The 26,122-nt window shown below is 33.9% G+C and carries 25 protein-coding genes; 18 read left to right on the top strand and 7 right to left on the bottom strand.

The window, feature by feature from the left end; all coding sequences use genetic code 11:
- Nucleotides 1-24 precede the first annotated feature (24 nt).
- Nucleotides 25-1,380, top strand: coding sequence for a UDP-N-acetylmuramate--L-alanine ligase (locus J2W48_RS04900; RefSeq protein WP_310278870.1), 1,356 nt, complete (start codon nucleotides 25-27; stop codon nucleotides 1,378-1,380).
- 83 nt (nucleotides 1,381-1,463) lie between these two features.
- Here the strand turns inward: J2W48_RS04900 and J2W48_RS04895 are convergent, their stop codons facing one another.
- Complete coding sequence (locus J2W48_RS04895) at nucleotides 1,464-2,099, bottom strand: DUF1287 domain-containing protein (RefSeq protein ID WP_310278866.1); 636 nt, start codon at nucleotides 2,097-2,099, stop codon at nucleotides 1,464-1,466.
- A gap of 103 nt (nucleotides 2,100-2,202) precedes the next feature.
- On the opposite strand from J2W48_RS04895, the gene J2W48_RS04890 reads away from it, so the two are divergent.
- From J2W48_RS04890 to J2W48_RS04875, 4 genes are read left to right on the top strand one after another with little or no spacing between them, the layout of a single operon-like run.
- Nucleotides 2,203-2,664: a GNAT family N-acetyltransferase gene (locus J2W48_RS04890; RefSeq protein WP_310278863.1), complete on the top strand. Its 462-nt coding sequence runs from the start codon at nucleotides 2,203-2,205 to the stop codon at nucleotides 2,662-2,664.
- Between the two features lie 11 nt (nucleotides 2,665-2,675).
- The gene (radC, locus tag J2W48_RS04885; protein ID WP_310278860.1) at nucleotides 2,676-3,365 is read left to right on the top strand and encodes a RadC family protein; all 690 of its coding nucleotides are present in this window, start codon (nucleotides 2,676-2,678) and stop codon (nucleotides 3,363-3,365) included.
- 3 nt (nucleotides 3,366-3,368) lie between these two features.
- Entirely contained in the window at nucleotides 3,369-4,055 is a 687-nt protein-coding gene (locus J2W48_RS04880) for a YjjG family noncanonical pyrimidine nucleotidase (protein WP_310278856.1), read from the top strand.
- 2 nt (nucleotides 4,056-4,057) lie between these two features.
- Complete coding sequence (locus tag J2W48_RS04875) at nucleotides 4,058-4,810, top strand: hypothetical protein (protein WP_310278853.1); 753 nt, start codon at nucleotides 4,058-4,060, stop codon at nucleotides 4,808-4,810.
- 13 nt (nucleotides 4,811-4,823) lie between these two features.
- Here J2W48_RS04875 and J2W48_RS04870 read toward each other — a convergent pair whose 3' ends face one another.
- A complete protein-coding gene (locus J2W48_RS04870) occupies nucleotides 4,824-6,101 on the bottom strand; it encodes a replication-associated recombination protein A (RefSeq protein ID WP_310278851.1) in 1,278 nt (425 codons plus the stop codon).
- Nucleotides 6,102-6,332: 231 nt separating this feature from the next.
- On the opposite strand from J2W48_RS04870, the gene J2W48_RS04865 reads away from it, so the two are divergent.
- The gene (locus J2W48_RS04865; RefSeq protein WP_310278847.1) at nucleotides 6,333-7,100 is read left to right on the top strand and encodes a rhomboid family intramembrane serine protease; all 768 of its coding nucleotides are present in this window, start codon (nucleotides 6,333-6,335) and stop codon (nucleotides 7,098-7,100) included.
- Nucleotides 7,101-7,117: 17 nt separating this feature from the next.
- Here the strand turns inward: J2W48_RS04865 and rlmB are convergent, their stop codons facing one another.
- A complete protein-coding gene (gene rlmB / locus J2W48_RS04860) occupies nucleotides 7,118-7,852 on the bottom strand; it encodes a 23S rRNA (guanosine(2251)-2'-O)-methyltransferase RlmB (RefSeq protein ID WP_310278843.1) in 735 nt (244 codons plus the stop codon).
- Nucleotides 7,853-8,327: 475 nt separating this feature from the next.
- On the opposite strand from rlmB, the gene J2W48_RS04855 reads away from it, so the two are divergent.
- Nucleotides 8,328-11,120, top strand: a complete 2,793-nt coding sequence (locus J2W48_RS04855) for a T9SS type B sorting domain-containing protein (RefSeq protein WP_310278840.1) — start codon at nucleotides 8,328-8,330, stop codon at nucleotides 11,118-11,120.
- Between the two features lie 122 nt (nucleotides 11,121-11,242).
- Here J2W48_RS04855 and J2W48_RS23060 read toward each other — a convergent pair whose 3' ends face one another.
- The 4 genes from J2W48_RS23060 to J2W48_RS04840 all read right to left on the bottom strand — a co-directional run bounded on the left by J2W48_RS23060 (nucleotide 11,243) and on the right by J2W48_RS04840 (nucleotide 18,212).
- The gene (locus J2W48_RS23060; RefSeq protein ID WP_409025163.1) at nucleotides 11,243-11,533 is read right to left on the bottom strand and encodes a helix-turn-helix domain-containing protein; all 291 of its coding nucleotides are present in this window, start codon (nucleotides 11,531-11,533) and stop codon (nucleotides 11,243-11,245) included.
- Nucleotides 11,534-11,715: 182 nt separating this feature from the next.
- Nucleotides 11,716-13,155: a SusD/RagB family nutrient-binding outer membrane lipoprotein gene (locus tag J2W48_RS04850; RefSeq protein WP_310278837.1), complete on the bottom strand. Its 1,440-nt coding sequence runs from the start codon at nucleotides 13,153-13,155 to the stop codon at nucleotides 11,716-11,718.
- 11 nt (nucleotides 13,156-13,166) lie between these two features.
- The gene (locus J2W48_RS04845; protein WP_310278834.1) at nucleotides 13,167-16,427 is read right to left on the bottom strand and encodes a SusC/RagA family TonB-linked outer membrane protein; all 3,261 of its coding nucleotides are present in this window, start codon (nucleotides 16,425-16,427) and stop codon (nucleotides 13,167-13,169) included.
- An 84-nt stretch (nucleotides 16,428-16,511) separates the two neighbouring features.
- Nucleotides 16,512-18,212 carry a BamA/TamA family outer membrane protein gene (locus J2W48_RS04840; protein ID WP_310278831.1) on the bottom strand — a complete coding sequence of 567 codons (1,701 nt, stop codon included), beginning with the start codon at nucleotides 18,210-18,212 and terminating at the stop codon, nucleotides 16,512-16,514.
- 187 nt (nucleotides 18,213-18,399) lie between these two features.
- Here J2W48_RS04840 and rpsL point away from each other — a divergent pair, with 187 nt between their 5' ends.
- The 11 genes from rpsL to rpsC all read left to right on the top strand — a co-directional run bounded on the left by rpsL (nucleotide 18,400) and on the right by rpsC (nucleotide 26,114).
- Entirely contained in the window at nucleotides 18,400-18,783 is a 384-nt protein-coding gene (gene rpsL, locus J2W48_RS04835) for a 30S ribosomal protein S12 (RefSeq protein WP_007136570.1), read from the top strand.
- A 119-nt stretch (nucleotides 18,784-18,902) separates the two neighbouring features.
- On the top strand, nucleotides 18,903-19,379 hold the full coding sequence (gene rpsG / locus J2W48_RS04830; protein ID WP_007803600.1) for a 30S ribosomal protein S7: 477 nt from the start codon (nucleotides 18,903-18,905) through the stop codon (nucleotides 19,377-19,379).
- Between the two features lie 10 nt (nucleotides 19,380-19,389).
- Nucleotides 19,390-21,546 (top strand): elongation factor G, encoded by a 2,157-nt coding sequence (gene fusA, locus J2W48_RS04825; RefSeq protein WP_310278828.1) that lies wholly within the window; start codon nucleotides 19,390-19,392, stop codon nucleotides 21,544-21,546.
- A gap of 11 nt (nucleotides 21,547-21,557) precedes the next feature.
- Nucleotides 21,558-21,863 (top strand): 30S ribosomal protein S10, encoded by a 306-nt coding sequence (rpsJ, locus tag J2W48_RS04820; protein ID WP_007803605.1) that lies wholly within the window; start codon nucleotides 21,558-21,560, stop codon nucleotides 21,861-21,863.
- Between the two features lie 400 nt (nucleotides 21,864-22,263).
- The gene (rplC, locus tag J2W48_RS04815; RefSeq protein WP_007803612.1) at nucleotides 22,264-22,881 is read left to right on the top strand and encodes a 50S ribosomal protein L3; all 618 of its coding nucleotides are present in this window, start codon (nucleotides 22,264-22,266) and stop codon (nucleotides 22,879-22,881) included.
- Nucleotides 22,881-23,510 carry a 50S ribosomal protein L4 gene (rplD, locus tag J2W48_RS04810; RefSeq protein WP_310278826.1) on the top strand — a complete coding sequence of 210 codons (630 nt, stop codon included), beginning with the start codon at nucleotides 22,881-22,883 and terminating at the stop codon, nucleotides 23,508-23,510. The genes rplC and rplD overlap by 1 nt, the downstream gene beginning before the upstream one ends.
- Before the next feature lie 7 nt (nucleotides 23,511-23,517).
- On the top strand, nucleotides 23,518-23,808 hold the full coding sequence (gene rplW, locus J2W48_RS04805) for a 50S ribosomal protein L23 (protein WP_310278824.1): 291 nt from the start codon (nucleotides 23,518-23,520) through the stop codon (nucleotides 23,806-23,808).
- A gap of 9 nt (nucleotides 23,809-23,817) precedes the next feature.
- Nucleotides 23,818-24,642: a 50S ribosomal protein L2 gene (gene rplB / locus J2W48_RS04800; protein WP_007803623.1), complete on the top strand. Its 825-nt coding sequence runs from the start codon at nucleotides 23,818-23,820 to the stop codon at nucleotides 24,640-24,642.
- 6 nt (nucleotides 24,643-24,648) lie between these two features.
- Nucleotides 24,649-24,927 (top strand): 30S ribosomal protein S19, encoded by a 279-nt coding sequence (rpsS, locus tag J2W48_RS04795; protein ID WP_007803626.1) that lies wholly within the window; start codon nucleotides 24,649-24,651, stop codon nucleotides 24,925-24,927.
- Between the two features lie 6 nt (nucleotides 24,928-24,933).
- Complete coding sequence (gene rplV, locus J2W48_RS04790) at nucleotides 24,934-25,347, top strand: 50S ribosomal protein L22 (protein WP_007803631.1); 414 nt, start codon at nucleotides 24,934-24,936, stop codon at nucleotides 25,345-25,347.
- A 5-nt stretch (nucleotides 25,348-25,352) separates the two neighbouring features.
- Entirely contained in the window at nucleotides 25,353-26,114 is a 762-nt protein-coding gene (gene rpsC / locus J2W48_RS04785; RefSeq protein WP_310278821.1) for a 30S ribosomal protein S3, read from the top strand.
- Nucleotides 26,115-26,122: the final 8 nt, after the last annotated feature.

Genomic DNA, 26,122 nt, shown 5'->3' with positions numbered 1-26,122 from the left:
GGAATATAAAAAAATAGAATTTAAATGAGAACACATTTCATCGCCATTGGCGGAAGTGCGATGCACAACTTAGCATTAGCACTATATAATAAAGGATATCAGGTTACAGGTAGTGATGATGCTATTTTTGAACCTTCGAAATCCAGATTAGAAAAAAAAGGAATTTTACCAGCTGAATTAGGTTGGTTTCCTGAGAAAATAAGTTCAGATATTGAAGCCGTAATTTTAGGAATGCACGCCAAAGCTGACAATCCCGAATTACTAAAAGCGCAGGAATTGGGTTTGAAAATTTATTCATATCCTGAGTTTTTATATGAGCAGTCTAAAAATAAAACACGTGTAGTAATTGGCGGTTCACACGGAAAAACCACGATAACTTCAATGATTTTGCACGTGATGCATTATCATAATATCGAAGTAGATTATATGGTAGGAGCACAGTTAGAAGGTTTTGACACCATGGTGCATCTTACAGAAGAAAATGATTTTATGGTTTTGGAGGGTGATGAATATTTATCTTCCCCAATTGACAGACGTCCAAAATTTCATTTATATCAACCTAACATTGCCTTGATTTCAGGAATTGCCTGGGATCATATTAATGTATTTCCAACGTATGAGAATTATGTAGAGCAATTCGAAATTTTCATTGCTAAAATTACCAATGGCGGAATTGTAGTCTATAATGAAAATGACCCGGAAGTAAAACGCGTTGCCGAAGCCGCAACAAATCCGATACGTAAGTTAGCCTATCACACACCGGAATATACTGTGAATGATGGTATAACATTGTTAAAAACCCCGGAAGGAGACATGCCAATTGAAGTTTTTGGTGCACACAACCTTAATAATTTAGCAGGAGCCAAATGGATTTGCCAAAATATGGGCGTTGACGAAGCTGATTTTTACGAAGCCATTGCCAGTTTCAAAGGAGCTTCAAAACGATTAGAAAAAATTGCTGAAGGAAAAGGAAAAGTGGCCTATAAAGATTTTGCACATTCACCAAGTAAAGTAGCAGCAACAACCAAGGCAGTAAAAGAACAATATCCAGGCAGGACTTTAGTAGCCTGTTTAGAATTACATACCTATAGCAGTTTAAATGCTGAATTCCTGAAAGAATATGAGGGAGCCTTAGAATGTGCTGATGTCGCAGTTGTTTTTTATTCTCCCGATGCAGTAAAAATTAAACAATTGGAAGAAGTTACCTATGAGCAGATTGCCAGTTCTTTCAACAGAAAAGATTTGATTATTTATACCAATCCAACAGAATTTAAAGACTATTTATTCAACTTGAATTTGGATAATTCAGCATTACTTTTAATGAGCTCAGGGAATTATGGAGGTTTGGATTTTGATGAGGTTAAGACCTTGATTAATTAGATAATATGTCAATTAGAAAATTGGATAATGTGTCAATCGCTGTTTGGTGGTTGACACATTTTTTGAGTTTTGGAATTTGAAATTTATATTTTGGAATTTGTGTAGCTATAATGTCCCACAATTTTATATTCAAACAAACAATCTGCCAAAACCTGCCCGCCACCAACGTTGTGAACAATAAGATTTCGTTTCCCATCCTCTGATTTTTTGTTGGTGATAATCCCAATATGCGGTAATTTTCCGTTTATCATCCAGGTGACCAATTCACCTGTTTTATAATCTGCGGCATTATGAGTTAACGGTAATTTTGTTCCTTTTCTTTCAAAAAACACTTCTAAATTCGGGACACGTCTATGATCAATATTAGTGTCTGTTTTTGTCATTCCCCACTTTTTTAAATTTGGATATAATGCAAAATTAGCTTTCATGTCTGCATGAACTTCTTTTTGCAAATCAATGCCCAGTTTTCGGTATGTCCGGATTATAACATCTGTACAGACTCCTTTATTTGGCGGGATATCCCCGTTTGGATATTTTATAGAAAAATATGCCGGATCATAATCTATGGATGGATCTATTATTGATATTGCTGCATTTGATAATTTTTCCCCAAATGTATTGGTTGTTTGTTTTGTAACGAATGACAAGGTTTTGTTTTTTTCTTTTTGGCTGCAAGAACATGACAATATTATGATTAACAGAACAGAAGTATATTTCATCTTTTTTTGTTTAAATTTAAACATATTTAGAATAAGATTTAAATTTATTTTGACTGAAATTTCTTCTTTTTTTATGTAGCTTAGCCGAATAAGATATTTTTATATGAATGCAAAGATTAAAGTTGTGAAAACAACTAGCAAAAATCCTGATTTTATATTTTTAATAGAAACCTTTGATGCTTATTTATGGGAGCGTTATCCAGAGTTAGAAAAAAATTATTGGGGTAATAATTTAATAGAGTTTAACGTAAATGTTTTTATTGTTTATTTAGATGAAAAACCCGTTGCTTGTGGTTGTTTCAAAAAATATAATGAAGAATCAGCTGAGCTCAAACGAATGTTTGTTTTACCCGAAGCAAGAGGATTCGGTTTGGCTCAGTTAGTCATTAAAGAATTAGAAGCAGAAGCTAAGAATCAAGGTTTTGTAGTTTTGATTTTAGAAACTTTATACAAACAAATAGAAGCTATTAATTTGTATCAAAAAAAAGGTTTTAAAATTGTAGAAAATTATGAGCCGTATGTAGGATTATTGAATAGTGTCTGTATGAGCAAATCTATTATTTAAATTTTATGACAATGGAAACTATACATTTCCCTATTACCACCTGGTCAGAAGACGACAGGCCTCGCGAAAAATTAATGCTTAAAGGTAGAAATGCGTTAAGTGATGCTGAGTTGATTGCTATTTTAATAGGTTCGGGCAGCCGTAATGAATCGGCAGTAGATTTAAGTAAAAGAATATTGAATAGCGTAGATAATTTAAATTCATTGGGCAAGATGTCTATCTCTCAATTAACTAATTTTAGAGGTATAGGCGAAGCAAAAGCAATTTCTATTATTGCAGCTTTAGAATTAGGAAGAAGACGCAGAGCAGAAGATGCTGTTGAATTGGTAAAAATAACATCCAGTAAATTGGTTTTCGAAATCATGCAACCTATTATAGGAGAACTTCCTCATGAAGAATTTTGGGTGCTTTTTTTGAATAATTCCAATAAAGCAATTTCCAAATCGCAACTAAGTAAAGGAGGTATTTCAGGGACTATTGTAGATGTGCGTTTGGTTTTTAAATTAGCTCTTGAAATGGGAGCAACAGCTTTGATTTTATGTCATAATCATCCCTCGGGAACCTTACTGCCCAGCGATGCCGATAAACAAATTACAAAGAAATTAAAACTTGCAGGAGAGAGTCTGGATGTTAAAGTTTTAGATCATTTGATTATTACTGAAACAAAATATTATAGTTTTGTAGATCAAGGAATTTTTTAAAATATGAAAACCCATATTACCGACATTTTTTTTGATCTGGACCATACGCTTTGGGATTTTGATAAAAATTCTGAAATTGCTTTTAACAGCATTTTCAAAAATAAATTTCCTGAAATAAATTGTAATGATTTTATTGAAAAATATATTCCAATAAATCATGCTTGCTGGAAATTATATCAAAATGATGAAATTACACATCTTCAATTGCGCTACAATAGATTAAAGTTTTCTTTTGATGCTTTAAATGTTGTTATATCAGATCAGGATATTAATCAAATTGCAAATGATTATATCAATTCTTTAACTGAAAACAATCACCTTTTTGATGGTGCTATTGAGGTTTTAGAATATCTCAAACCAAAATATAAATTGCATATTATCACCAACGGTTTTGCAAATATCCAGGAGAAAAAAATCAATAATGCATTGCTTTCCGGATATTTCAGCACCATTACAAATTCTGAATCGGCTGGTGTAAAAAAGCCAAATAGTATTATCTTTGACTACGCTGTTAATTTGGCACAGGCGTCAAAAGAAAATTGCATTATGATTGGTGATTGTCTGGATGCCGATGTCAATGGCGCTTTAAATGCCGGTTTAGATGCTATTTTTTTTAATGATAAAAAAATGAAAGCTCCGGAAAATATTAAACAAATAAATAATTTATTAGAACTAAAAAAATATTTATAATTATGAGAATTAAATTTTTATTACTTATCCTTTTCACCTCTTTCATTGGTTTTTCGCAGACCATAAATGACTATAAAGCGGTAATCGTACCGATTAAATTCGATTTTGCTAAAGGTGTAAATCCCCATCGAATGTCTACGTTGACCAAATCAAATTTGATAAAAGCCGGTTTTGAGGCTTTTTATGAAAACGAACAGCTTCCTGCCGGATATGGCGAACGGTGTGAACTTTTATATGCTGATATAAAAAAGGAAAGTGGCTTTTTAGTCAGTAAGCTTTATATAGAATTTAAAGATTGCTACGGAAAAGTGATCTATACTTCTGAAATAGGGAAAAGTAAAGAGAAAGAATATGATGTCGCCTACAGGGAATGTATTGATCAGGCATTTTTGTCTATATACAAACTCGGTTATAAATACAATGGTAAAAAAACTGTTGCTTCTGAAAACGGAACAACTACCGTTACTAAGAGTGTTCCTGCAGTAACTTCAGCACCCGCTGCAGCCACAATGACTCCTGTAGCAGATATGGCTGATCCGAATTTACTATATGCACAGCCAACAGAAAATGGTTTTCAACTTATTGATAAAACTCCAAAAGTGGTAATGAAGTTGCTTAAAACATCCCGTCCTGATTCGTTTATTGCAATCAAAGATGGTGTTCAGGGAACTTTAAATGCAAAAGACAATCAATGGTTTTTTGAATATTATCAGAACGATAAATTAATTTCTGAAAAAATTTCGGTTAAATTCTAAATAAAAAAAGGGTTTAATAACCATATTTATCTTTCCAACGGTTCTTTAAAAATTCACGGTTGCTATTCTCTCTGGAATTGCTTCCCGGATTATAAAGAACCGTTTCTTTTATGGCATCTGGCAAGAACTCCTGTTCAGCAAAATTATTTGCATAATCATGTGAATATTTGTAATCTTCACCATAGCCCAATTCTTTCATGAGCTTTGTTGGTGCATTGCGCAAATGAATAGGAACAGGCTGGTCACCTGTTTGCTTGACTAATTGTTGTGCGCTTCCAATTGCCATATACGAAGCATTACTTTTTGGTGAGGTAGCCAGATAAATAGCACATTGGCTTAGTATAATTCGGCTCTCAGGATACCCAATAGTGGATACTGCCTGAAAAGTATTATTTGCCATAATAAAAGCCGTGGGATTGGCATTTCCAATGTCTTCACTAGATAAAATAAGCATTCTCCTTGCTATAAATTTTACATCTTCACCGCCTTCTATCATTCTGGCCAGCCAATAAACAGCACCATTTGGGTCACTACCCCTAATCGATTTTATAAAAGCCGAGACAATATCATAATGCTGTTCGCCGGTTTTATCATATAAAACTGTGTTTTGCTGTACCAATTCAAAAACACGGTCATTTGTAATAATGATTTCGTCATTCGCAGAAGCATTGACAACAAGCTCAAAAATATTCAATAATTTTCTGCCATCACCACCAGAAAGGCGTAGTATGGCTTCTGTTTCTTTTAAGATAATATTTTTTGAAGCCAACTCTGTATCCATTTTCATGGCACGATGAAGTAAGTTTTCCAAATCCTCCTTGCTGAATGCATTTAATATATAAACCTGACAGCGTGACAATAAAGCAGGTATAACCTCGAAACTCGGATTTTCAGTCGTGGCACCAATAAGGGTAATCCAGCCTTTTTCTACAGCTGCCAATAGTGAATCCTGCTGGGATTTGCTAAATCGGTGAATCTCATCAATAAAAAGAATCGGATTTTTGGTAGTAAACAATCCACCACTTTGTTTGGCTTTTTCAATCACATCCCGGATATCTTTCACGCCGGAATTTATCGCACTTAGTATATAAAACGGTCGTTTAGATTCCTGTGCGATAATCTGGGCTAAAGTTGTTTTTCCAGTTCCCGGTGGTCCCCAAAATATTAATGACGGAATAATTCCTTTAGAAATTTGTTGCGTCAATGATCCGTTTGGTCCAACCAAATGGCTTTGACTAATATAATCTTCTAATTTCTGTGGGCGAATACGCTCGGCTAAAGGTGCTTCCATTTTGTAAAATTACGAGTTTCAATTTGGATTTTAATTTTTTTAGAAGCTAATTACTTCGTCAGTGTCCTGCTGTCCACTATATCTTTTTGGCAGAAAAAGCCAAAAAAGGATACTGTTTCCATCAGGGCTATAATTTGTATATGATGATATTTGCGTTAAACTGACAAATTATCAGTAAATTGTATTTGGATAGTTTTTTGATATTTATTCAATTTACGAAATATACCCGATATGGATGACAATCAGTTTAAATTTTCTAACGCAGTTATTGGATTTCCAGTATTTTTTGTTCTTTTTTTATGGATTTTGTACTGGTTCCAGATTCGTTATGATTTTGATTTTTACAAAAACGGAATTTATCCAAGAGACTTTTCAGGTTTACAAGGTATTTTGTTTAGTCCTTTCATTCATGAAAATCTAAATCATTTATACAATAATTCAATTCCATTATTGGTATTGTTAGCAGCTCTGCAGTACTTTTATCCCAAACTATCTGTTAAGGTAATCGTATTCGGAATTCTTTTTTCCGGATTAATTACCTGGATAATTGGTCGTGAAAATTATCATATTGGTGCTAGTGGATTGATTTATGTTTTGGTAAGTTTTATTTTTTTCAAAGGGATTCAGACTGGCTACTATCGGTTAGTAGCACTTTCATTATCGGTTATATTGCTTTACGGTGGAATGATCTGGTATGTTTTTCCTGAAATTGATAATTCAATCTCCTGGGAAGGGCATTTGGCAGGTTTTATATCCGGCTTTGCAATGACCTTGTTTTACAAGACGCCGGAATATACAAAACCTATCGTTTATGATTGGCAAAAAACTGATTTTAGCCCGGAAAATGATCCTTTTATGAAGCACTTTGACGAAAACGGAAACTTTGTCAATACAGAGAAACCAATTGAAGAATCAGAGAATTCTAATTTCTATTTTAATTCTGATGTTTTGGTTAATTATACCATTACGAAAAGTGAATCAAAAGAAGATAATAATTGATTTGAATAGCAAACTATTTAGCTTCTCTGGCGAACTGCCTCATATAAAAAAGCACCACAGGCAACAGATACATTCAGTGATCCAATTGTTCCAAACATAGGTAACTTAGCTTTTTCATCAACAATTTTAAGAACAGAAGGATTGATACCTCTGTCTTCAGATCCCATGATAATAGCAACAGGTTCATTTAAGGTAATGTCGTAAATATTCTGTTCTGTTTTTTCAGTTGCAGCAACAGTTTTAATTCCGGATCCCTGCAAATAAAATATAGCATCTTTAATATGTTCTACTTTACAAATAGGAACATTAAAAACGGCACCGGCAGAAGTTTTGACAGTATCTCCGTTTACTGGGGCAGAACCTGCTTTCTGAACAATAATTCCGTTAACGCCCGTACATTCTGCAGTTCTGATGATAGCCCCAAAATTTCTGGCATCTGAAATCTGATCTAAAATCAAAAATAAAGGTTTTGAACCTGCTTCAATAGTAGATTCTACCAAATGTTCTAAATCTATAAATCCAATAGGTGATATTGTGGCTACGGCACCCTGGTGATTGTTTGGTGTTAAACGATTTAGTTTTTCAACAGGAACGTACGAAAAATTGATGTTGGCACGTTTCATTACCTTCATTAAATCTTTCATTAATTCACCGGATATTTCTTTTTGTATAAATACTTTATCAACTTCTTTTCCTGCTTGTATTGCTTCTATTATGGCTCTAATTCCAAATATTTGATGTTCTTTTTCCATGGCGCAAAGGTACAAAAAACTACCATTTTTAAGGTACTGTTTTTTTATTTTTGTGAGCACTAAAAAAAAATATAAAAAGATATAATTCATATTTAAGTAAAAGGAAAAAAGTAAATCAGATTCTTTTCCAAAGATTTATTTTTTTATAAGTAATCTAGTACGTATTTGAATGCAGTAACAGTTTATCGAGTATCAACAAGAAACTGTTTTTTAAAAGAAAACCAAAATTTCTTTATAAATCGTTGGGTTTGGCTGTAAAAACTATTTTTTACTTACATAAAGCAGTTATAAATAAACAATGAGCTTAACTCTTTCTAAATAGATTTCTCCTTAAAAACAGACTTGTAAAGTCGAAACGATAAATGTATTTTTATATTAAATACAAGGACAAATTATTAATATATAAAATACTTGTTCTTTATTTTATAATTTAAAAATTGTATTTTGTTGAATTTAAATAAAATATTGAAGAAATATGAAAATTAGTGCCCAATTCATTTTTATTCTTTTCATATTAGCAACTCCTTCTTTTGCACAAAAAGAAGCGGCTATCTGGTTCTTTGGAAATTATGCTGGACTTGATTTCAATTCAGGCAGTCCGGTTGCTCTAACAAATGGCAAATTAATTACTAAAGAGGGTTGCGCCACTATTTCTGATAAAGATGGTAATTTACTTTTTTATACGGATGGCTCCATCGTTTACAATAAAAACCATCAAATTATGCCAAATGGGTCAGGTTTACTGGGGCATAACTCAAGTACACAGTCGGCGATAATTGTTCCAAAACCAAACAATCCTTATGTATATTATATTTTTACAGTTGACCAGCCACTTCCCGCAAATGCCGATGACAATCCATTAAACGATATGAATCCTCCAAATAATGGATTGAATTATTCCCAAGTTGACATTAGGCTAAACAATGGTCTTGGAGACATAGTGGTTACTGAAAAAAACGTTCCTCTTGTTACTTATGATTTAAATGATAGCGAAGAAGTCAAATACAAATGTTCCGAGAAAATTACGGCCGTTCAACACGGAGATGGGGTTTCTTTTTGGGTAATTACACATTTTATAAATAATTTTTATGCTTTCAAAATAAGTGCACAAGGAGTCAATAATAATCCTGTCAAGACAACGACTGCTCTTACTATCCCAATAGGAGGTTATCTTGCCAATGCCATTGGATGCTTAAAAGCGTCTCCTAACGGAAAAAAAATAGTTATAGCAAACAATGCCTCAAGGCGAACAAATGAAAATGGACCAAAAGGCAATCCTATCAGAGATACCGGCAATGTTTTACTTTACGATTTCGATTCGAGTACTGGAATAACAAGTAATGAAATGTTGCTATTGAGCAATTCAAATCCTTATGGTGTAGAATTTTCGTCTAAAACAAAAAAAATATATGTTACGGCAAATAAATTTAATGCAGATGGTGAGACCATTTTAGAAAGTTCATTAATCCAATATGACCTAAAAAGTGCCAATATTCTATCCTCAAAGACGATTGTAAATACTTCACCTCTCATATCAGGAGCACTACAATTGGGCATCGATGAAAAAATATACTGTGCAGGATATCTAACAACTGATTTTAAACGTAATAAAATATCCGTAATCAATAATCCAGAATTAGACGGAACTAGTTGCAATTATTTACCAAATGCCATTGATTTGAAAACAGGTAGCACAGAACAGGGGTTGCCACCATTCATTACTTCTTTATTCCTTTATACTTTTAGTTACGAATTTAATTGTTTTGGTCAAGCCACCCATTTTTTTATTAATTCCGTAGAAACAATCGACTCTGTTGTTTGGGATTTTGGCGATGGAACGACATCGACTGACAGAGAACCCTATCATACTTATTTGGTACCTGGCGATTATAAGGTGACCCTGATTAAAACGGTGAATGGTGAAAATAGGGAACCTGTAGAAAAAAACATTGTGATATATGAAACTCCAAGCATATTGGGAACACCTTATAAATTAATACAGTGCGACACGCGAGATGCTTTTCCATCAGATGGTGTGTCAATATTTAATTTATCTCTTGCCAATGAACCTTTATGTTTAGGACAAAAGGATTTTGAAGTTACCTATTATCACAGCATTGTTGAAGCGGAAAATGATACTGAAAATATTCAATCGATTCCTGTCATTTATCAAAATAATGTTCGGGATGAAATTGTTTATGCAAAAGTATTTCAAGCCAACTCTTCTTGCTACAACATTGGAACCATTATTTTGCATGTTAATAAAAACATTGCAATACTACCTGAATCCTATAACAAATGCGACATCGGTGATGGGTCAACATTATTTGATTTAGATCAAAAGAAGGTATTAATCAAAATCGAATTAAGTTTGCCATCGGATGTTGTTTTGTTTTTTTATTCCAATAAAAACGATGCAGATTTAGGTAAAAATGAATTAAAGGGATTATATTCTTCGACTTCAAAAACACTTTTTATTCGTGCCGAAAATAAAGACGGATGTTATGGAACTGGGCAATTTGATTTGGTGGTAGAACCAACTCCAAAAATCAATCCATTAGAAAACATGATAATTTGCGAAGGCACAGCAAGTCCTTCGGTTATATTAGATGCTGGAATTTTAGCACCTGACATTGCTAGCGATTTTAGCTATTTGTGGTCAACAAACGAAATAACTCCAACAATAACTGTTGCTAAAGAAGGCGAATATACTGTTATTGTAAAAAATAAATATGGTTGTACAGCAACTCATAAAAGCATTGTAAGTTTGTCTTATACAGCAAGAATAAATAACATAATTGTAAACGATATACTATCGTTAAATAATGTTATGATTGAAGTTGCAAATCCAAGTAATTACCAATATATGATTAAATTTGAAAATGGTACGACAACTCCATTTCAAAGTTCTCCCATTTTTATAAATATGCCTGGTGGATTTCACGAAATAATAATAGAAAATATTGATGGTTGTGGGCAAATAAGAGAAAATATCTCAGTGCTCGATGCACCGGCTTTTTTTACTCCAAACAATGATGGTTATAATGATTATTGGAATGTAAAAGGTGTAAATACTCCTTTTTATACCAATAGCATGATTAATATTTTTGACAGATATGGGAAACTCATCAAACAAATGGTTCCATTATCAAACGAAGGATGGGATGGAAATTTTAATGGATTCCCACTGCCTTCAGATGATTATTGGTATACGATAAAATTAGAAGATGGTCGAGAGGGGAAAGGTCATTTTAGTTTAAAACGATAAGTTTTGAGATAACTTATAATTTGTACTGGTCAAAATTTTCAAATTTTTTTCTATAACAGTTTTAAATGTTTTGAAATCTTCATAGTATTTTTTTTAATTACTTTCCTTAATTTTTTTTCTTTTCATAACCTTTCTATCAAATTCAGATTTGGACTATATGGGGTAAACATGCCAAGTCTATTCCATGCTTTTTTGCTTTGCTCTGCGCGATTATTGCCTTGATAGGTTTTGACCCAGTCAGTTATCGTGTCTATATAAATATCTAATAATTCAGCTACATTCTGTCGCTTCATTCCTGTGTGCAACATATGTAGACACTGGTGCCTACGTAGAATTTTACTATCCTTGGCTTCATGCTTTATCCGTTTTAAATTAACTAATTCTCCCTTGGTTAAATTTACCCGATAGCTCATAATATTCAAAATTATGAAGCATAATATACACAATCGTAATTATTAAAGAAAACAGAGAATTTTATAAAAAATCTCTTTGGATTTAGCTGTTTTTATCTCTTAATTCACAGTTCTTATAGGTTTTGGTTTCAAAAAAAAAACCATCAGCTTTCACTGATGGTTTTAAATAATTTTAGGGGCGATTAGAATTTATCCCAGAATAGTTTTGTTGTTTGATTATCACCTCCTATTGCTGTAGATGCTGCAGTATAGTTGGTTTTATTCAAATTTTGTTCGTTAATAGGATAAGTATATCTTGTCGGAACAGGATCTTCAGATACTGCTGGCAAGTTAAAACCTGGGAAATCATAAGTTCTCCAAGCAGTCCACGCTTCATAACCTCTGTTATACATGGCCAACCAAAGCTGAGTCCCAATTTTTACTTTCCATGTTCCTGAAGCTGTTGCATAATTCACGGCAGGATTAAGTAAATAAGCAGCTACGTTAGGAGTACCCCAATAGTCAAATGATGCAGTAATACCTGCATTATAAAACCCGGCTGCAGCAGCTGGTGTTCCTGAAATAGAACGTTCTGCGGCATCAGCCAAGTAAAAGCATACTTCTGAATAGTCCATTAAAGATGCTGGATTTGTTGGGTCTATTATTCTAGCACTTACATGAGTGTATGCTGAAAAGTTATTGTTATCACCATAAGGTCCACCAACATAAACTCCAGTTCCTAAATTTTCATCAAAGTAAAAAGGTCTTCTAGGGTCATTAAGAGCATTCATCTTATCTACTAATGTATTGGCAATAACAAAATCTGATCTTCCAGATTGTACCAAATCAACCCAAACAGGATTGGTGTTAGGTGTTGATCCAGAATAAGTTAAAGCAGCATTATCAGCGTTTGATGTAAATACTCCACCACTAACAGCTGATTGAATTGCAGCAGTTGATTTAGCTGCCAGTGCTGGAACATCTGCAACACGTATTCCCATTCTTAGCAATAATGAATTACCAAATTTTTTCCAATTGGTGGTATTCCCTCCATAGATATTATCCGCTGCACCAAAACCACTATCAGTTAAATTAGGAATTGCAGCAGTCAAACGTGTAAGCAAGTCATCGTAAATAGTTGCAGCATCATCATATACCGGTAATACATAAGTACCAGCATTTAACGATTGACTATAAGGAATATCTCCGAACGTTTCAACCATTTGTGCCCAAGTATAAACTGCCAATATTTCAATTTGAGCGTTTCTTGTTTTTTTGGTAGCGTCTGAAATTTCAGTATCTGCATCATTATTTGTTTTTGCAGTAGCTAAATCCAACAAAACATCTCTGTACATTTCAGACCAATGGTTTTGTGGAATATTGCGTGTATTGAAATCATAATTGGCTTCGTCCACGTAAGTCGTTTCAGTCCAATGCTGACCTAACATCCTAAAGATATTAGTGTTTACATTGGTGCTCGTCATTTGATCAAATAAACTCTTGGTTGCAGAATTGAATAAAAAATCTGAACTAACCTGTGTAGGGTTTTTTGGATCTCTATTTTTATCTTCATATTGCTCATCAGATTGACATGATGTCATTAAAGATATAATAGTTAAAGTTGTTAATATTATTTTTTTCATAATTTAATTTTTTAAAACTGTAGTTTAAGACTTGCTCCGATTTCCCTTATAGATGGATAAGCTCCAGATTGGTATCCTTGAACATTTCCAGAACTTAGACCAGCTTCTGGATCTGTATATGGAGTGTTTTTATCGATAATCCATAGATTTCTTCCAATTAATGATACAGCAATATTAGTGAAAGGAGAGTCTCCTAATGTTTTGGTGTTAAAATTATAAGTTAAACTTGCTTCACGCAACTTAATATAGCCCGCATCATAAACGTGAAGTTTATTTGGAGCTCTTGCATAACCCCAAGCAGTTGTATATACACTCCCATTAGCTCTAACTTGGTTTGGTGTTCCATCAGGAGCAACCCCAGGCAAAATAAAACCACCACTGTCAGCACCGTAGTTTCCAGGTGTTCCTGTAATTGGGTCTCTTACTGGGTTTCCTAAGTCATTATCAGCTGCAGAGAAGTCGTACATACCTGTTGCATAGCCGTACCATGTATCAAGAGAGAAAACATCTCCACCTTTTTGCATATCAATTAAGAAACTTAAATTGAAATTTTTATATGTGAAACTGTTATTAAGTCCTGCTTTCCAATCAGGATTGATATCTCCAATTACCACATTACTTGCATCAGTTCTTTGATAGGTACCAATTCTTGACGCAGTTCCTGTTTGGTTAACAATTGGTTGGCCATTTGCAGCATAAATAAAATCACTACCTCTGATGGTTCCGTAAGGTTGTCCTGGTGTTGCATTGATAGACACACCACCTTGTAAGGATGCTAATTGCAAGTTTTCAATACCTCCAAGTAATTCAACAACTAAACTTTTATTTTGAGACCAGTTTAGATTTAAATCCCATCTGAAATCATTTGTTTTAATTGGTGTAGCATTAAACTGTACTTCAATCCCTTTGTTTTCGATAGTTCCAGCATTTAATACAGCTGAAGTATATCCTGTGGTTGTTGATAATGGTATACTTGTAATTTGATTGATATTTAAATTATTGTAATAGGATACATCAAATCCAAGACGTCTGTTAAAAAAGGCCATTTCTATACCAAATTCATAACTTTCCTGTCTCTCTGGTAAAAGGTTCAAATTATTTTGAGCGCCAGGATTTGAAGCAATCCCAGTTCCGTTAAAAGGAGTTCCAATATCAAATGTATTGAAAACTCTATAAGGGGTTGTATCACTACCAACTTCTGCATAATTGGCTCTTAATTTACCGAATGACAACCATTTTGCATCAATATATTTAGAGAAGACTAAACTTCCTGAAACGGAGAAATAATTATACCTGTTATTGTCTTTTGGTAAATTTGAAGAACGGTCAGTTCTAAAGGTACCCTCTAGATATGCAAAACTATCATAACCTAAACTTGCTCGTATGTACTCACCATCAACCATACTATTTGCAGCATATTCTGTAGGGGATTCAATAGGACCTACACTATTTGAAAGCGAATATAGACGGGCTTTGTTTAAACCTCCGTTGGTAGCCGCAAAAATGCTGTTTCGAATATTGTTTCTTAGATTCCAACCAATGTTTCCTTCCAAATTTAACTTTTCTGTTATATTTTTATTAAAATTTAACATTAAATCATAATTGTATTCGGCAACATTGTTGTTGTATCTTGAATACTTTGATACATCTGCACTTCCAACATTTATTCTTTCCTCTTGCAATTCACTATAAGTGTCAAATGAAAATCTACCCATTATACTCAACCAATCAGTTAGCTTGTCATCTAAAGCGACATTTCCAAAGTATCTTGATCTTGTATCCGTCTCATAATTTTCATAGAATGTCCAATATGGATTATCGGAATAAATTGGTTTCAAATTAGTAGAGGAGTTAGGATTCCAAGTAATGTTCTCTCTTGTAAGAAAATAAGCGGCTTTTTGTTCATCATAATCAACGTTCATTTGATTCCATTGTCTAAATTGCTGCATTACGTTAGTAGAAGAATAACCTGTACCATTTCTTCCTTTACCATCAGTTTTTATAAAATTGAAACTAGTGGAAGCTTTTAATTTTTCGGTCAAATTATGCGATCCTGAAAAAGCTATAGTGTTTCTTTTGATGCTACTGTTGGGTAAATTACCTATTTGTGTTAAGTTGGTAAAACCTAGTCTAAAAGAATTTTTTTCATCACCACCATCTAATGAAACAGAATTTACTGCAGTGCTGGCTGTACCCCAAACTGAATTTGGATTTGCTTTACCAGCCACCCAAGGAGTCGCTTTGCCGTAAGTTGCTGTTAATTGTGGATAAATGGAATTCCATTGGTAAACCATTAAATTTGGATCAAATGCTGCACCATAAGATGCGTCTTCTGTAAAAGGAGTTGTTAAATCATCAATACCATCTCCATTTATATCGGCCAAACCAAAATAACCATCTGCAGAGTCATAAAAAGGACCATACCCAGCTCCATATTTATTCTGATATCTTGGTAATGTTTCTTTGTCTGCAGTTCCTAAAGTTATACTTGAATTTATTGTTACTCCAATACCTTTTTGCCTTTTACCTTTTTTGGTTGTGATCATTACAACACCATTAGAAGCTCGAGAACCATAAAGTGCAGTTGCAGCAGCACCTTTTAGGACGTTAATAGTTTCAATATCATCTGGATTGATATCAGATGCAGCATTACCATAGTCAAAACCACCTCTACCAGTTTTTTGATCTGTTGTATTTGTGTTGCTATTATCTATTGGCACGCCATCAACCACAAATAAAGCTTGATTGTTACCAGCTATTGAGTTGTTTCCTCTAATAACTACTTGTGTAGAACCACCTAAATTTCCTGAAGTTTTAATTTCCAAACCTGCCACTTTACCAGATAGCGAGTTTACAAAGTTAGAACTTTTCACATTGGATACGGCGTCACCTTTAAGTTCTTGTGTAGCATATCCAAGAGATTTTTTTTCTCTTTTAATACCTAAAGCTGTTGTTACTACAACACCTTCGAGTTCTACTGAATCGTCAGTAAGTTTAACATTAATAACTGATGAGCTTGCTACTACTTCTTGGCTTTTCATTCCAATGTAGCTAAATACCAAAACTTGGCTTGTTGATGCTTTGATAGAGAATTTACCATCAAAATCAGTCTGTGTTCCAGATTTTGTTCCTTTAACTAATACACTCACACCTGGTAAAGGCATACCTGCATTGTCAGAAACAGTTCCTGAAACAGCTCTTTCTTGCGCAAAAGTAAATTGCGCCATTAGTGCTACTAAAAGCACTAAGAATCCATTGAACTTTAGTTTCATTTTTAAATATTTTGAATTAGTAACGCAAAACTCTTAATAATTTGTTAACTATCCTAATGAATGAAACTCTTTTTTTGGAAAACACTAAAATTTAACATTATAACATAAGTTTACGATAGTGTTATATAATTGTAATTGCTTAATGTCTGGTGCTCCATTGGTAAAAGTGATTTTTAATAACCCGTTTGTTGTTTGTATGCCGGTTCCAAGTCCTATTGCTATTAATTTTGAAATTTCATTTGGCTGAGTATTTCGTGTCAGGTCTTGATATATGCCATAATCTGTAATGGAATGGATATATATATTGTTTGAAACAATATATCTGTATTCTGTAAGAATTGAAGAAGTAAAATTTGCCTGGAAACTATTTTCTAAAAACCCTCTTATTGAATTTATTCCACCAAAACGGAATATTTCATTTATAATATAGTTATTGCTTTTTAAATAAAAATTTTGTGAATTTATGTTAATGAAATTTTTTTCATTAAGTTCAAGATTATATGATAAATTCAGATTTGAGTAAAACTGTCTACTTGTGCTAACTGTTTCTGGTTGGTTATTTGTGTTTCTTTTTCCAAAACCAATTATAAAATTAATATTTGTCTTTTTTGAGAATAAATGATTATCAGGATCTGTTTTTTTGTATTCAAATGTTGAAGTAAAATATGAATTTTTATAGTCACTTATTGAGGTGTTATTGGTGTTCTGAATATCACTTGATTCAGTAGATTGATAGCCTAAATATATTTTTGAATTATAATTGATATAATACCCTAAATCGATTGCTGTTTTAGAATTCTGAAATGTACTGTCTTGTTTAAAGATATTGAGTTGTGCCTTGATTCCAAAAGATGATTTAAAAATATATGGAATTTCTATTTTTGTATTGAAAGTGGTTTGCTGATTACCGTCACTTTTCCAATATAAAGAAAATTGTTCTCCGGCATGAAGTGTGTTTAGTAATGTAACGTCAAGATATCCGTTAAAATTTATTTTCTTGTTTTCGTTATTAGTAAACCCGATGTAGCCGTCAAATGTGTTTGCTTTTCTTTTTTCCAGATAGGTATATATTTTTGTTGAATCATTTGTAAATAATATTTCAGGATATTTTGTTTGTGTAATGAATTCATAATTGTTTAAATCGCTATATAGTTCTTTGACGGTTTCCTGATTGAAAATTCTATTGGTGTATTTTTTATTGATTTGTTTTAGGTGTCCTTTGGGGAAAATATCCTTACGATTGCTATTTATGTAATTTATAATAACGGAATTTATATTGCGTTTTTTTTCGGTATTGAAATTTAAGTCGGCATAAATTATTGAATTCTTTCTTCGGATATTTTCAAGTTTTATTTTAGTTAGCGCAAATCCTGATTTTTGAGCATCAATTACTTTTTGATTTAGATAATTTTCTATGTCTTCATATGGGATTTTTAAGGTGTCATTTTTAGTTTCTGATGAATCAAAAAAAGTATTATTTATACCTATATATATATGTATGTATTTTGTTCTTGTTTTTAGGTTGATTTTAGATAGGTAAGTGCTGTCGTTTATTCTTTTGTTTTCTAATATGTTAATGTCTAAATATCCTTTTTTTGAAAGCTCTTTTACGGAATTATTTGCCTCTTCAAATAATGATTTTAAGTTCGTATGTTTTTTTGAGTAGTTTAATGAATCAATTGTTAGATTTTCTGTATGATTTGTTCCTTCTATTTTTAAATAAAAATTTTGAGCATAAGTGTTTAATCCGAGGCAAAGGAATAATATGTATAAAATCTGTTTCAAATCTAAATAGTTGATTTTTTTATTAAATGTATTGCAAATATCTATTGTTTGTTTGTAAAAACATAAGTATAAATAATGTTATTGAAAATTAATGGATTAACGTTTGCTTAGTGAAAAATATTTTATACATTTGCAACCCCGTAAAAAGCGGGAATTTAATATACATAATAAATTTTTAGTATTAATTATGCCAACAATTCAACAATTAGTAAGAACAGGAAGAACTCAGATCACTAAGAAGAGTAAATCGGTTGCTTTAGATTCTTGTCCTCAAAGAAGAGGGGTTTGTACGCGTGTTTACACTACTACACCAAAAAAACCAAACTCTGCAATGCGTAAAGTTGCGCGTGTACGTTTGACAAATGGTAATGAAGTGAATGCCTACATCCCTGGAGAAGGACACAATCTACAAGAGCACTCGATAGTATTAGTGCGAGGTGGAAGGGTAAAAGATTTACCAGGTGTTAGATATCATATCGTTCGTGGAGCGCTTGACACGTCAGGAGTTGCAGGAAGAACGCAAAGAAGATCTAAGTACGGTGCTAAACGCCCAAAAGAAGCAAAAAAGTAATTTAAAACGTTAAGAGTTGGAGGTTAGGAGTTAAGGGTCAGGGTTTGAAGGCGAAAGTTAAAAATCTTTAACACATAACATTTAACGGATAACCTATAACTTTTTATTAAAAAAAAGACATGAGAAAAAGAGCGGCAAAGAAAAGACCACTTTTACCAGATCCGAGGTTTAACGACCAATTGGTAACACGTTTTGTGAACAACTTAATGTGGGATGGTAAGAAATCTACAGCCTTCAAAGTATTTTATGATGCTATTGACATCATTGAGTCTAAGAAGCAGGATTCAGAAAAATCTTCATTAGAAATTTGGAAAGATGCTTTAACAAATGTTATGCCTCACGTAGAAGTACGTAGTCGTAGAGTTGGTGGAGCTACATTTCAAATTCCAATGCAAATTAGACCAGACAGAAAAATTTCTATGGCAATGAAGTGGTTGATACTTTATTCCAGAAGAAGAAATGAAAAATCTATGGCACAACGTTTAGCGTCAGAATGTTTAGCTGCGGCTAAAGAAGAAGGTGCTGCGGTTAAGAAAAGAATGGATACTCACAAGATGGCAGAAGCTAACAAAGCTTTCTCTCACTTTAGATTTTAATTCGTAAGAAATGGCTAGAGATTTAAAATATACAAGAAATATTGGAATTGCTGCTCACATTGATGCTGGTAAAACAACAACAACTGAGCGTATCCTTTTTTATACTGGAAAATCACATAAAATTGGTGAAGTGCACGATGGTGCTGCGACAATGGACTGGATGGCTCAGGAACAGGAAAGAGGTATTACAATTACATCAGCTGCAACAACTTGTGAGTGGAATTTTCCAACGGAGCAAGGTAAAATATTGCCTGAGTCATTGCCATATCACTTTAATATTATTGATACTCCTGGACACGTTGACTTTACTGTAGAGGTAAACCGTTCTTTACGTGTGCTTGACGGATTAGTTTTCTTGTTTAGTGCTGTTGATGGTGTTGAGCCTCAATCAGAAACTAACTGGAGACTTGCTGATCAATATAGAGTTCCTCGTATGGGATTCGTAAATAAAATGGACCGTCAGGGGTCTAACTTCTTGGCAGTTTGTCAACAAGTTCGTGATATGTTAAAATCAAATGCTGTTGCAATCACTTTGCCAATTGGTGAAGAAAATGATTTCAAAGGTGTTGTGGATTTAGTAAAAAACCAAGCTATCATCTGGCATGATGCTACTCAAGGGGCGACTTTTGATATTGTGCCTATTCCGGAAGATATGTTAGCTGAAGTTAAAGAATACAGATCGATTCTTATTGAAGCAGTTGCTGATTACGATGAAAATCTTTTGGAGAAATTCATGGAAGATGAAAACTCTATCACAGAGGAAGAAATCAACAAAGCTTTAAGAGCTGCTACTATGGATATGGCAATCATTCCTATGATTGCAGGTTCTTCTTTCAAAAACAAAGGAGTTCAGTTTATGTTAGATGCGGTTTGTAAATATTTACCTTCTCCAATGGATAAGGAAGGTATCGAAGGAATTCATCCTGATGATGCTGAATTATTGGAAGAAGATCAAACTAAAATCTTGCGTAAACCAGATGTAAAAGAGCCGTTCGCAGCTTTAGCATTTAAAATTGCTACTGACCCATTTGTAGGTCGTTTAGCTTTCTTCCGTGCTTATTCTGGACGTCTGGATGCTGGTTCTTATGTTTTGAACACCCGTTCAGGAAATAAGGAAAGAATTTCTCGTATCTATCAAATGCATGCTAACAAACAAAACCCAATCGATTATATCGAAGCTGGAGACATTGGGGCTGCTGTTGGATTTAAAGATATCAAAACTGGAGATACATTGTGTGATGAAAAACACCCAATTATTCTTGAGTCTATGAAATTCCCTGCGCCGGTAATTGGTATTGCAATTGAGCCTAAAACTAAAGCTGACGTTGATAAGATGGGTATGGCTTTGGCTAAATTGGCTGAAGAAGATCCAACATTTACTGTTAGAACAGATGAGGCTTCAGGGCAGACTATTATCTCAGGTATGGGTGAGCTTCACTTAGACATTTTGGTAGATCGTATGAAACGTGAATTTAAAGTTGAAGTGAACCAAGGTGAGCCTCAAGTTGAATATAAAGAAGCGTTTACAAGAACTGCTACTCATAGAGAAACTTATAAGAAACAATCAGGAGGTCGTGGTAAATTTGGTGATATCGTATTTACACTTGAGCCAGCTGATGAAGTTGATGGTAAAGTTCCTGTAGGATTACAGTTTGTTAATGCGGTAAAAGGTGGTAACGTTCCTAAGGAATATATTCCATCTGTAGAAAAAGGTTTCCGTGAAGCTATGAAAACTGGTCCTTTGGCTGGTTATCAAGTGGATAGTTTGAAAGTAACTTTGACAGACGGATCTTTCCACCCTGTCGATTCTGATGCACTTTCTTTTGAATTAGCAGCTAGAATGGGTTATAGAGAAGTAGCAAAAGCTGCTGGAGCAATTATTTTGGAGCCAATCATGAAAATGGAAGTTATTACGCCAGAAGAAAACATGGGAGATATTGTTGGTGATATCAACCGTCGTAGAGGTCAGGTGAATGACATGGGTGACAGAAATGGTGCTAAAACTATTAAAGCTGATGTGCCTTTATCAGAAATGTTTGGATATGTAACAACATTAAGAACATTATCTTCTGGTAGAGCTACTTCAACAATGGAGTTTTCACATTATGCAGAAACACCTTCTAATATTTCGGAAGCTGTAATTAAAAAAGCAAAAGGTAACGCGTAATTCTTAAGAAAATGAGTCAAAAAATCAGAATAAAACTAAAATCTTACGATCACATGTTGGTAGATAAGTCTGCTGAAAAAATCGTAAAGACAGTAAAAACTACTGGAGCAGTTGTAACAGGTCCAATTCCGTTACCAACTCACAAAAAACTTTTCACTGTTCTTCGTTCTCCGCACGTTAACAAAAAAGCGAGAGAGCAATTTGAAGTAATGTCATACAAGAGATTGATTGATATTTATTCATCTTCATCTAAAACTATTGATGCATTAATGAAACTTGAATTGCCAAGTGGAGTTGAAGTAGAAATAAAAGTATAATTTTTCATTATATTTTATAAAAAAAAGCGAAACATTTCTGTTTCGCTTTTTTTGTTTGTGTAAAATTTTGTTTTGTGATTGTTGAAATGTTTTTCTTTAATTAATCATATTCTTTTTTGTTGAAATATCCTTTATTTAGGCTGCTCGCAAAGTTTTTTCTATTGTTGATTAAGGAATTGTTAAGGCTAATGATGTTCTAAGTTAAAAAGAGGAATCTGCTTTTTTGAATAAATTAAATACAATTAGCGGTAAGTTTGTTTCTTGGATTTTGATAATGAGTCATTTAATTTTTGTAACTGTTTGGTATATTCAATTTTAATATCTACTTTTGCACTCCCTGTTTGGAAATTTTTGTTATTTTCAAATTGAAGGGAATTTTAGTAATTAATAATTAATATTTATGTCTGGGTTAATTGGTAAAAAAATCGGCATGACTAGCATTTTTGATGAAAACGGGAAAAACATTCCTTGTACAGTAATCGAAGCTGGGCCGTGTGTTGTTACCCAAGTCAGAACCAAAGGTGTTGACGGGTACGAAGCGTTGCAACTTGGTTTCGATGACAAAAACGAGAAACATTCCACTAAAGCGGCTTTAGGCCACTTTAAAAAAGCTGGAACTGTTGCTAAGAAAAAAGTCGTTGAATTTCAAGATTTTGCAACTGAACAAAAATTAGGAGATCTTATTGATGTTTCTATTTTTGCTGAAGGAGAATTTGTAGATGTGCAAGGTGTGTCTAAAGGTAAAGGTTTTCAAGGGGTTGTTAAACGTCACGGATTTGGTGGTGTTGGACAAGCAACTCACGGTCAACACAACCGTTTAAGAGCGCCAGGTTCTGTGGGAGCTTCTTCTTATCCATCCAGAGTATTCAAAGGAATGCGTATGGCTGGAAGAATGGGAGGAGACAATGTAAAAGTTCAAAACCTTAGAGTTTTAAAAGTGGTTGCTGAAAAGAACCTGCTTGTTATTAAAGGATGCGTTCCTGGACATAAAAACTCTTATGTAATCATTCAGAAGTAATGGAAGTAAAAGTATTAGATTTCAACGGAAAAGATACTGGAAGAAAAGTTCAACTTTCTGATTCAGTATTCGCAATTGAACCAAACAATCACGCTGTATACCTTGATGTTAAGCAATATCTTGCTAATCAAAGACAAGGAACTCATAAGGCTAAAGAAAGAGCTGAAGTGACAGGAAGTACACGTAAGATTAAAAAACAAAAAGGAACAGGTACGGCTCGTGCGGGAAGTATCAAAAATCCATTGTTTAAAGGTGGTGGAACAATTTTCGGACCAAGACCAAGAAGCTATTCATTTAAATTGAATAAAGCTGTAAAAAGATTGGCTAGAAAATCAGCATTCTCAATCAAAGCAAAAGAAGCGAATATCATCGTTCTTGAAGACTTTAATTTTGAAGTGCCAAACACTAAAAATTTCATTAACGTTTTGAAAGCTTTAGGGTTAGAAAATAAAAAATCTCTATTTGTGTTGGGAGAGTCGAATAAAAATGTATATTTGTCCTCACGCAATTTAAAGGCTTCTAGCGTTGTAACTAGCTCAGAAATAAGTACTTACGCTATATTAAACACTAATAATTTAGTGCTTTTGGAAGGTTCTTTAGAGTTAATTGAAGAAAATTTAAGCAAATAATAGGAATATGAGTATCATAATCAGACCTATAGTAACGGAAAAAGTAACCAAAGAAAGTGAAGTTTTAAACCGCTTCGGATTCGTTGTTGATAAAAAAGCAAACAAAGTTCAAATTAAGAAAGCTATCGAAGCTGCTTATGGAGTAACTATCGTTTCAGTTAACACGATGAACGTAAGACCGGATAGAAGCACAAAATACACTAAAAGTGGTTTGATCAGTGGAAAGACAAATGCATATAAAAAAGCAATTGTTCAAGTACAAGAAGGAGAAACAATTGATTTTTACAACAATATCTAAGATAGAAAAATGTCAGTAAGAAAATTAAAACCTATTACCCCAGGTCAGCGATTTAGAGTTGTGAATGGTTATGACGCCATTACAACTGATAAGCCGGAACGCTCTTTGATAGCGCCGATAAAAAACTCTGGAGGTAGAAATAGTCAAGGAAAGATGACCATGCGTTATACGGGTGGTGGTCACAAGCAGAGATATCGTATTATTGATTTCAAAAGAACTAAGGACGGAATTCCGGCTACAGTGAAATCAATCGAATATGATCCAAATCGTACTGCATTTATCGCTTTATTAGCTTACGCTGATGGGGAGAAAACTTATGTAATTGCTCAAAACGGATTGAAAGTTGGTCAGAAATTAGTTTCTGGTCCAGAATCTCAACCAGAAATTGGTAATACATTGCCTTTAAGCAGAATTCCTTTAGGAACTGTAATCTCTTGTATTGAGTTACGTCCAGGTCAAGGAGCGGTTATCGCTCGTTCAGCTGGTACATTTGCTCAATTAATGGCAAGAGATGGAAAATATGCTACAATCAAAATGCCATCTGGTGAAACGAGATTGATCTTGTTAACTTGTTCGGCTACAATTGGAGCTGTTTCTAATTCAGACCACCAATTAGTTGTATCAGGAAAAGCTGGTAGAACAAGATGGTTAGGAAGAAGACCTAGAACAAGACCTGTTGCTATGAACCCTGTTGATCACCCAATGGGTGGTGGAGAAGGACGTTCTTCTGGTGGACATCCACGTTCAAGAAATGGAATACCAGCAAAAGGTTATAGAACTCGTTCTAAGAAAAACCCGAGTAACAAGTATATCGTAGAACGTAGAAAGAAATAATAAGATATGGCACGTTCATTAAAAAAAGGACCTTTCGTTCATTATAAGTTAGACAAGAAAGTTCAGGAAAACATTGAAAACGGAAACAAAGGAGTAGTAAAGACCTGGTCTAGAGCTTCTATGATAACTCCAGACTTTGTTGGACAAACTATCGCAGTTCATAACGGTCGTCAATTTGTACCAGTTTACGTAACAGAAAACATGGTAGGTCACAAATTAGGAGAATTTTCACCAACTAGATCTTTTAGAGGTCATGCTGGAGCAAAAAATAAAGGTAAAAAATAAGAAGCAATGGGAGTTCGTAAAAGAGAAACAGCAGATGCGAGAAAAGAGGCTAATAAGTCTATTGCTTTCGCAAAATTGAATAACTGCCCTACTTCACCTAGAAAAATGCGCTTAGTAGCGGACTTGGTAAGAGGTCAGAAGGTAGAAAGAGCACTTAACATCTTAAGATTCAGTTCTAAAGAAGCTTCAAGAAAATTAGAAAAACTATTATTATCTGCAATCAACAACTGGGAGCAAAAAAATAGTGAAGGTAATTTAGAAGAAGCTGGGTTATTTGTTAAAGAGATCAGAGTAGATGGTGGAATGATGTTGAAAAGACTTCGTCCAGCTCCACAAGGTCGTGCACACAGAATAAGAAAACGTTCTAACCACGTAACAATCGTGCTTGGAGCTATCAATAACACACAAAGCAATTCTTAAGCAGCATGGGACAAAAGACAAATCCAATTGGAAATAGACTTGGTATCATCAGAGGGTGGGACTCAAACTGGTATGGTGGAAATGATTACGGCGATAAACTTGCTGAAGATCACAAAATCAGAAAGTATATCCACGCTCGTTTATCAAAAGCTAGTGTATCAAAAGTAATAATCGAGAGAACTTTAAAACTTGTAACCGTTACTATCACTACTGCAAGACCTGGTATCATTATCGGAAAAGGCGGACAAGAGGTAGACAAGTTAAAAGAAGAACTTAAGAAAGTTACTGACAAAGAGGTTCAAATCAACATCTTTGAGATCAAAAGACCTGAATTAGATGCTTATCTTGTGGCGACAAGCATCGCTCGTCAAATCGAAAGCCGTATTTCTTACAGACGTGCAATCAAAATGGCTATTGCTGCTTCTATGCGTATGAACGCTGAAGGTATCAAAGTTTTGATTTCTGGTCGTTTGAATGGTGCTGAGATGGCACGTTCAGAAGGTTTCAAAGAAGGTAGAATTCCTCTATCAACTTTCAGAGCAGATATTGATTATGCTTTGGCTGAAGCTCACACTACTTATGGTAGAATGGGTATCAAAGTATGGATCATGAAAGGTGAAGTTTATGGAAAGAGAGATCTTTCCCCACTTGCAGGAATGGATAAAAAACAATCCGGAACTGGTGGTGGTAAAGGTGGAGATTCTCCGAGAGGAGACAGAAAACCTTTTAATAAAGGTAGTAAACCAGACGCTCGTAAAAGAAAGTAAATTTTTAA

Origin of the sequence: Flavobacterium piscis (assembly GCF_031457575.1) — a bacterium.
Lineage (GTDB): Bacteria > Bacteroidota > Bacteroidia > Flavobacteriales > Flavobacteriaceae > Flavobacterium > Flavobacterium piscis_A.
The sequence above is the reverse complement of the archived record's forward strand: the minus strand, read 5'-3'. Positions and strand labels throughout refer to the sequence as shown.

Bases quoted from the DNA above. Each gene is read 5' to 3' on its own strand.
- rplB (WP_007803623.1), top strand. From the start codon at position 23,818: ATGTCAGTAAGAAAATTAAAACCTATTACCCCAGGTCAGCGATTTAGA.
- J2W48_RS04900 (WP_310278870.1), top strand. From the start codon at position 25: ATGAGAACACATTTCATCGCCATTGGCGGAAGTGCGATGCACAACTTA.
- rplD (WP_310278826.1), top strand. From the start codon at position 22,881: ATGGAAGTAAAAGTATTAGATTTCAACGGAAAAGATACTGGAAGAAAA.
- J2W48_RS04890 (WP_310278863.1), top strand. From the start codon at position 2,203: ATGAATGCAAAGATTAAAGTTGTGAAAACAACTAGCAAAAATCCTGAT.
- rpsG (WP_007803600.1), top strand. From the start codon at position 18,903: ATGAGAAAAAGAGCGGCAAAGAAAAGACCACTTTTACCAGATCCGAGG.
- rpsS (WP_007803626.1), top strand. From the start codon at position 24,649: ATGGCACGTTCATTAAAAAAAGGACCTTTCGTTCATTATAAGTTAGAC.
- rlmB (WP_310278843.1), bottom strand. From the start codon at position 7,852: ATGGAAAAAGAACATCAAATATTTGGAATTAGAGCCATAATAGAAGCA.
- J2W48_RS04895 (WP_310278866.1), bottom strand. From the start codon at position 2,099: ATGAAATATACTTCTGTTCTGTTAATCATAATATTGTCATGTTCTTGC.
- rplC (WP_007803612.1), top strand. From the start codon at position 22,264: ATGTCTGGGTTAATTGGTAAAAAAATCGGCATGACTAGCATTTTTGAT.
- J2W48_RS04865 (WP_310278847.1), top strand. From the start codon at position 6,333: ATGGATGACAATCAGTTTAAATTTTCTAACGCAGTTATTGGATTTCCA.
- rplV (WP_007803631.1), top strand. From the start codon at position 24,934: ATGGGAGTTCGTAAAAGAGAAACAGCAGATGCGAGAAAAGAGGCTAAT.
- fusA (WP_310278828.1), top strand. From the start codon at position 19,390: ATGGCTAGAGATTTAAAATATACAAGAAATATTGGAATTGCTGCTCAC.
- J2W48_RS04850 (WP_310278837.1), bottom strand. From the start codon at position 13,155: ATGAAAAAAATAATATTAACAACTTTAACTATTATATCTTTAATGACA.
- J2W48_RS04870 (WP_310278851.1), bottom strand. From the start codon at position 6,101: ATGGAAGCACCTTTAGCCGAGCGTATTCGCCCACAGAAATTAGAAGAT.
- rpsJ (WP_007803605.1), top strand. From the start codon at position 21,558: ATGAGTCAAAAAATCAGAATAAAACTAAAATCTTACGATCACATGTTG.
- rpsL (WP_007136570.1), top strand. From the start codon at position 18,400: ATGCCAACAATTCAACAATTAGTAAGAACAGGAAGAACTCAGATCACT.
- rpsC (WP_310278821.1), top strand. From the start codon at position 25,353: ATGGGACAAAAGACAAATCCAATTGGAAATAGACTTGGTATCATCAGA.
- J2W48_RS04855 (WP_310278840.1), top strand. From the start codon at position 8,328: ATGAAAATTAGTGCCCAATTCATTTTTATTCTTTTCATATTAGCAACT.
- J2W48_RS23060 (WP_409025163.1), bottom strand. From the start codon at position 11,533: ATGAGCTATCGGGTAAATTTAACCAAGGGAGAATTAGTTAATTTAAAA.
- radC (WP_310278860.1), top strand. From the start codon at position 2,676: ATGGAAACTATACATTTCCCTATTACCACCTGGTCAGAAGACGACAGG.
- J2W48_RS04875 (WP_310278853.1), top strand. From the start codon at position 4,058: ATGAGAATTAAATTTTTATTACTTATCCTTTTCACCTCTTTCATTGGT.
- J2W48_RS04880 (WP_310278856.1), top strand. From the start codon at position 3,369: ATGAAAACCCATATTACCGACATTTTTTTTGATCTGGACCATACGCTT.
- rplW (WP_310278824.1), top strand. From the start codon at position 23,518: ATGAGTATCATAATCAGACCTATAGTAACGGAAAAAGTAACCAAAGAA.
- J2W48_RS04845 (WP_310278834.1), bottom strand. From the start codon at position 16,427: ATGAAACTAAAGTTCAATGGATTCTTAGTGCTTTTAGTAGCACTAATG.